The organism is Streptococcus sp. HMSC072D05 (assembly GCF_001815805.1).
Lineage (GTDB): Bacteria > Bacillota > Bacilli > Lactobacillales > Streptococcaceae > Streptococcus.
In genome coordinates, this window is sequence record NZ_KV821994.1 from 133,609 (window position 1) to 140,259 (window position 6,651).

2 protein-coding genes are annotated in these 6,651 nt (G+C 42.9%); both read left to right on the plus strand.

Annotated features, from left to right (window positions below; all coding sequences use genetic code 11):
* Positions 1-5,290, plus strand: a 5,290-nt coding sequence (locus HMPREF3057_RS02605; protein WP_257370666.1) for a ZmpA/ZmpB/ZmpC family metallo-endopeptidase, incomplete at its 5' end; no start/stop codon positions are given.
* A 248-nt stretch (positions 5,291-5,538) separates the two neighbouring features.
* Positions 5,539-6,651, plus strand: a 1,113-nt coding sequence (locus HMPREF3057_RS02610) for a G5 domain-containing protein (RefSeq protein ID WP_257370667.1), incomplete at its 3' end; no start/stop codon positions are given.

Below are 6,651 nucleotides of genomic sequence, written 5' to 3' on the forward strand. Positions count from 1 at the left end.
GGGAGTCCAAGGTGAACGCACGATTAAGACCCGAGTCTACAGTTCCAACGGGCAAGAGGTTGACCGCCAAGAGTTGTCTAATGAGGAAACTTTGGCGCCCGTAACACAGATTGTCAAAGTCGGAACTGCTAAACCAAGCATGGTACCAAGCGATGTACCGAAAGCAGACGCTCTGCCAGAGTATCCGCTAACTTATACCGACGAAACTCGGGTTGAGAAAATTAACTTCACAATTCGTGAAGAAGAAACGGATGAGCTTGTTCAAGATGCCCGTCAAATAACAACTCCAGGAGTCCAAGGCGAACGTACCATTAAGACCCGTGTCTACAGTTCTAATGGCCAAGTGGTCGACCGTCAAGAGTTGTCTAACGAGGAAACTCTAGCTCCAGTAACACAAATTGTCAAAGTCGGCACGGCTAAACCAACCATGGTACCGAACGACCCACCGAAAGCAGAGGCTTTGCCAGAGTATCCACTAACTTATACCGACGAAACTCGTGTAGAGAAAATAGCCTTCAACATTGAGGAGCAATATACCGATGAGCTAGTTCAAGATGCTCGTCAAATCACAACTCCGGGTGTTCAAGGTGAGCGGACCATCAAGACTCGTGTTTACAGCTCTAACGATCAAGTTGTTGACCGTCAAGAATTGTCTAATGAAGAAACCTTGGCTCCTGTAACGCAAATTGTCAAAGTCGGAACGGCTAAGCCAACTATGGTACCAAGTGATGCACCGAAAGCAGACGCTTTAGAGGAGTTCGATTTAATTTCACTGCATAATCTCTTGGCAGAAGCGGATCAGATTAAAGCACAGGCCCGTTATTTCAACGATAGTCAGAGTCATCAAGCTAACTATGATGCTGCTTTGACGGCTGGTCAAGCGATTCTGAGCCAATCCCAAGCCAGCCAAGCAGAAGTCAACCAACTGGTGGAACAAATCAATCAAGCCAAGGCTCAATTAAGTGGTCTTGAAGTTGTTAAAACAGCTCTTCAGACTGAGTACGATTTAAATCCAACGGTTAAAACTTCGGTTAAATATAAGAATGCGGATTCAGAAAAGCAGACAGCTTATACTGACGAATTAACCAAGGCAGAAGGAGTGCTGAACAATCAAACAGCTACACAAGTACAGGTCAATCAAGTTCTTGCTAGCCTGACAGCAGCCAAAGAAGCTCTAAATGGAGTGCCTAAAGTCAAGCCGACTGTTTCCATTCTAAGTCTGACTGAGAATGTTGATGATAAGTCGGTGACGGTCCAATATAGATTGGAAGACCAGACCCAGTCCTTCCGCTCAGCGACTGCAGAATTGTACCAGGGAGATCAGCTGATTCGCACTCTTCCAATTACCAACTTTGCTGGCAGCTTGAAAATTGGTGACCTAGACTACTATACAGGCTATACTTTGAAAACCAAGTTGACTTATGAACTGGATAATGGCAGCTTTACTGAGTTTGAAACAGACAGTCGTAACTTTGAGTTAGAATACAAGAAGATTGCCTTCCGTGATATTGATTCCGTTGAGTTTTATCATAAAGAAAACGACCAATACAAGCGCTTTGTATCGATGAGCTCCATGCCTACGGATCTGTCTACCTACTTCGTTAAGATCAAATCAAGCGAATCCAAGGAAATTCTCCTACCAGTTCATAGCATTTCTGAAGCAGAGAAAGATGGCAAGGCCGTCTATAAGCTTAATGTAACCCTTCCTGAACTCGTCCAAGAAAGTGAAGCGGGCTACAAGTCTGGGCACGACTTCTACATCAGTAAGGCAGTCCCTAGTCAGCAAAATGTCTATACTAGCTTTGCTGGATTGGTAGACGCTATGAAGCGAAATATGGCAGGAAATTATGTTCTGGGAGCTGATTTGGATGCGAGCGAGGTCAACCTAGCTCCTGCGGACTATGTCTATCTCAAAGGGAACTTCACCGGTAGTCTGACAGGTAGTCATAATGGTAAGCAATACGCTATTTATAATCTAGCCAAGCCTTTATTTGAAAACATGAAGAACGGGTCTTCTATTACCAATATAGACTTTAAAGATGTGAATATCGTGGGGACCTATGACTCGGCTCCACTGGCACGCAATGCGGAAAATGCTCGAATCACTGACGTTTCTGTTCAGGGGAGAGTATCGGTAGTAGGCAACGCTTCTAACGTAGCTGGTCTTGTAGTTAATGGAACCAATACGAAAATCACGAATAGTTCCTTTACGGGGACTATCCTATCTAACAGTCAACACATCAAAGCTTATAATGTAGGTGGTTTGGTTGCAAGCCTTAAAGGAGGAGAATCTCTTCTTAGCCAAAGTAAAGCAGATGTAACGATTATTAGTGGAGCTCGATCAAATGAACAACGTATCGGTGGTTTGGTTGGACGTCTAGAAAATAATGCTCGAATCACCAAATCTTATGTGACAGGAAAAGTATATAATTCAACCACTAACGGTCAAATCGGTGGAGTGGTCGGCTCGAACTACTTTAATGGTTTAGTTGATAATGTGATCAGCAATGTTAGCGGTACAAACGTTTACAGTATTTCTGGAGATCAGGGCTACAAAAACGACCGCATTACGCAAGCCTATAAAGTTGCCAAGAGTGAAACCTTGAAAAACGATCAGTTTGTTACTTCTACCATTACTCAAGAAGAAATGGAAGAAAAACTGACTGCTATGGACATAACAACTAGCCTAGATGACACGAATCTAAATATGCGTTTTGTCGACTATGGTGAAGTAAACAATGCTCAATTTGACCGCGGATATTCTTATGCGAATATGGAGAAACTGCTTCCTTTCTACAATAAAGAAACCATTGTTTCGTTTGCGAACAAGATTCCGAAAGAGCATAAGTTGAATAAGGAGTACCTACTGGATGTTGTTCCGATGAAGGGTGACCAGATTATCACTGATATCCATGGCAATAAAACAGCAATCAATCGTTTGATGCTGCACTACATGGACAATACCATTGACTACCTAGAAATATCTTATCAGGGAGATTTCGTCAACCAAGGTATTGCTGAGTATAGTATCAAGGGGTTAGACCTTCTTTATACTCCAGAAGCCTTTGTATCAGATTATACTAGCATTCTAAATCAAGTGTTGCCAGAGCTGAACAAGGTCGTTCTTGATTCGCCAGCTATGCGTACAGCTCTCGGAGTAGCAGCAGATACTTCTTTGGATGAACTATACTTAGACACCGCATTTACGCAGGTGAAAAGTAAGCTATCAGGTGAGCTTCGAAAAGTGCTAGCTATGGATAAGGCTATCAATACTGAAGGTGAAGTAGTTAAGGATTATCTTGTTAAGAAGATTCTTGCTGATAAAGAAGCTTTCCTATTAGGTTTGACTTACCTTAACCGTTGGTATAATATCAACTATGACAACTTTAATGTTAAGGACCTATCGGCTTACAAGATGGATTTCTACGGTAAAAATGACGTTTCGGTTCTTGATACAATCATTGCTTTAGGGAAATCAGGACTTGAGAATCTCAAGGCTAAGAACAACTATACAGCGTATGACAATTCGCTCTCTGAAGCAACTGGCAAGCGAGGACTCTTCAATTACCTTGAAGGCTACCGTCAGCTCTTCCTGCCATACAAGACCAATAATGAATGGCTCAAAACCAATACAAAGGCCTACATCGTTGAGGCTAAATCGGATGTAGCAGAGGCTAGACAGCTTCAGGATGCAGCCGAGGGCAAGAGCAAGTACTCTGTCGGTGTTTATGACAAGATTACAGCAGATAATTGGGAACACAAGGGCATGCTCCTACCACTCTTGACCATGACTGAAAAAGGTGTCTATGCTATCTCTAATATGTCTACCCTCTCTATGGGGGCTTATGATCGCTATCGTCTGGATGCTAATAACAGAGTGCGCACAGACGCAGAACTAGTTGAATATGTCGAAGACCGTGTTAGAAAGTCAGCTGAATGGCAACGTGATCACTATGATTTCTGGTATAAGATTCTCAGTCCAGAAAGCAAGGACAAGCTCTTCCGTTCTGTTCTGGTTTATGATGGATTCTCATTGGTTGACAAGAATGGTCAAAAATACTGGGCTCCAGCTAATGATAAAAAATCTCTAGCTATGCAGGAGTTCTTCGGACCTGCCGGCAAGTGGTATCCAAGCAAGGGTTATAATGCCTATGCGACAGGAAGTGTAACTCACTTTGATGCTGCTAAATTGTTGGAAGACTATGGTAACTCAGTCTACACGCATGAGATGACCCATAACTCTGACGGTGCTATTTACTTTGAAGGATATGGTCGTCGTGAGGGACTAGGTGCGGAACTCTATGCTCGCGGACTCTTGCAGTCTTCGCCGAGTGCAGATGAACCAACTATTACGCTCAATACTCTCTTCAAGGTGGACAAGGATTCTAAGACCCGTATGCATACCTATAATTTCAAGGAACGTGTTCAAAATGAAGCAGACCTTCAACACTATGTCCATGGTATGTTTGACATGATTTACACCTTGGACTATCTAGAAGGTACTTCTATGCTGAAGCAGAGCGATACTGCCAAGTTACAGTGGTTCAGAAAGATGGAGAATTACTATATTACAGATAAGTATGGTAAGGAGACTCATGCTGGTAACCAGACGCGAAGCTTCACTGCTGAAGAAATCAAGCAATTAAAGACCTTTAACTCTCTCATTGAAAATGATGTGATCACTCGTCGGGAGAATAAGGAAAGCGGAAAATATGGTCGAAATGGCTACCTGAGCCTCAGCCTCTTCTCACCAATCTACTCAGCCTTGAGCAATCCGAAGGGAGCGCCAGGTGACGTCATGTTCCGTCGCACAGCCTATGAATTACTGGCAGCCAAGGGCTACCATGATGGATTTGTCCCTTATGTTTCTGGTCAGTACTCTCAGGAAGCCTTCGATGAAGGCAAGAAAACGTGGGACGGATGGTCTGGAAGAGATGTCGGTCTCGTGACAGACCAGAAAGTCTTGGAAAATGTATTTAAAGGTGAATACACCTCTTGGGCAGCCTTCAAGAAGGCCATGTACAAGGAGCGGATTGATCAGTTGACCAAGTTGAAGCCAATTACCATTGAGTACGAGCTTAAAAATCCAAACAGTACCAAGAAAGTAACCATTCGCTCTTATGCAGAGATGCAGCAGTTGATGGACGCAGCCGTGGCAGAGGATGTACGCAACATTACCAATGCTACTAGCCGTGTCGAAGCTAGCTGGGTCAATCTGCTCAAGAAGAAGATTTACAACGCTTATCTTCGTGAGACAGACGACTTCAGACAGTCTATTTTCAAGAAATAAGGAAACGATTCTGTTTGATTAAAATTTGAAAAATTCCTAGGTTTAAGGCTACCTAGGAATTTTTTCTGTTATTCTCCATGATCTTGTTGTGCATTCAATATCTGATAAGATAAGAATTTTGAAAGCGCAAATGAACTGAAAAGATTAGCATTTTTTTGTGGCTATTATTTATAGCAAATAAATTGAATAATCTAGTAAATTTCGGTAGAATAGAGGGGATTCAAATCATGATGAAGGAAAGATTAGGAATGAAAAGAAATTATTTAGGAAAAAAGCACCAGCGTTTTTCATTGAGAAAAGTTTCGGTTGGTTTGGTTTCTGCTCTGGTAGGCGTTTTCTACCTTTTTAGTGGAGGAGGTTCTCTTGCAAATGTAGCAGCTAGTGAACAGACGCCATCCGTCACAAAACAGATTCACTATAAGTACGTGACAGAGAGTGAGCTCACAGACCAAGAAAAGCAGTTGGTAGTCAAAGAATTGCCACAGTTTTCTGAGGAAACAGATGATACATACTATTTGATTTATCGTCCGACGAGACAGTTGCCTGCAACTGGTCACAGCCAACTCATTAGCTCAATTGCCGCAGGGGCAGGCTTGGTACTCCTAGTCGTAGCGATTAAACTGGGCAGAGATGATCGCAAGAAACTAGCTTCATTCATGCTCTTGACCAGTCTAGGAAGTCAGCTAATTGCGCCAACTTCCTTGGCTTTGACAAATCAAATGCTGGCAGACTATAATCAGGAATTGACTGTACAGATCGGGGAAACATTGCAATCCCCACTTACGATTGAAGGCTACCAATATGTAGGGTATTTGAAATCTCAAAAAGAAGTAAACTCTCCAGTTGATGGCAAGAAAGAGTTGAATCATTCGGCTCCTATTGATACTCCAGTTCAAACTTCAAACGGAAGTCAAGCGCGGGAAGAGTACCGTGCTCAGAAACCAAGTGATGCTCCTGTCTTTGAACAACCAGAGTTAAAGGTTGAAAGTAAAGATACCAGTCGTACAGAGATTATTCCTTTCCAAGTGGAGGAAGTAGAGGCGGCTGATTTGCCGCAAGGTCAAACTGAGGTGATTCAGGCAGGGAAAAATGGTAGTCGTACCATTCTGACCCGCAGCTACATTTTAAATGGTCAGGTTATCCATACAGAGGAGGTTTCCAATCAGGTAACGACTGAGCCGACTTCTGAGATTAGAAAAGTCGGAAGCAAGATCCCTTCTCCTACAAAACCAAGCCCAGGGGAGTCCGTTAGCGAGAAACCAACAGACGCTCCAATAAATGAAGTTCCAAGCTTAAACGTTGAAGAAAAAGATGTTACCACAACAGTGGCTGAACCCTACACTCGAGAACGAGTAGAGAGT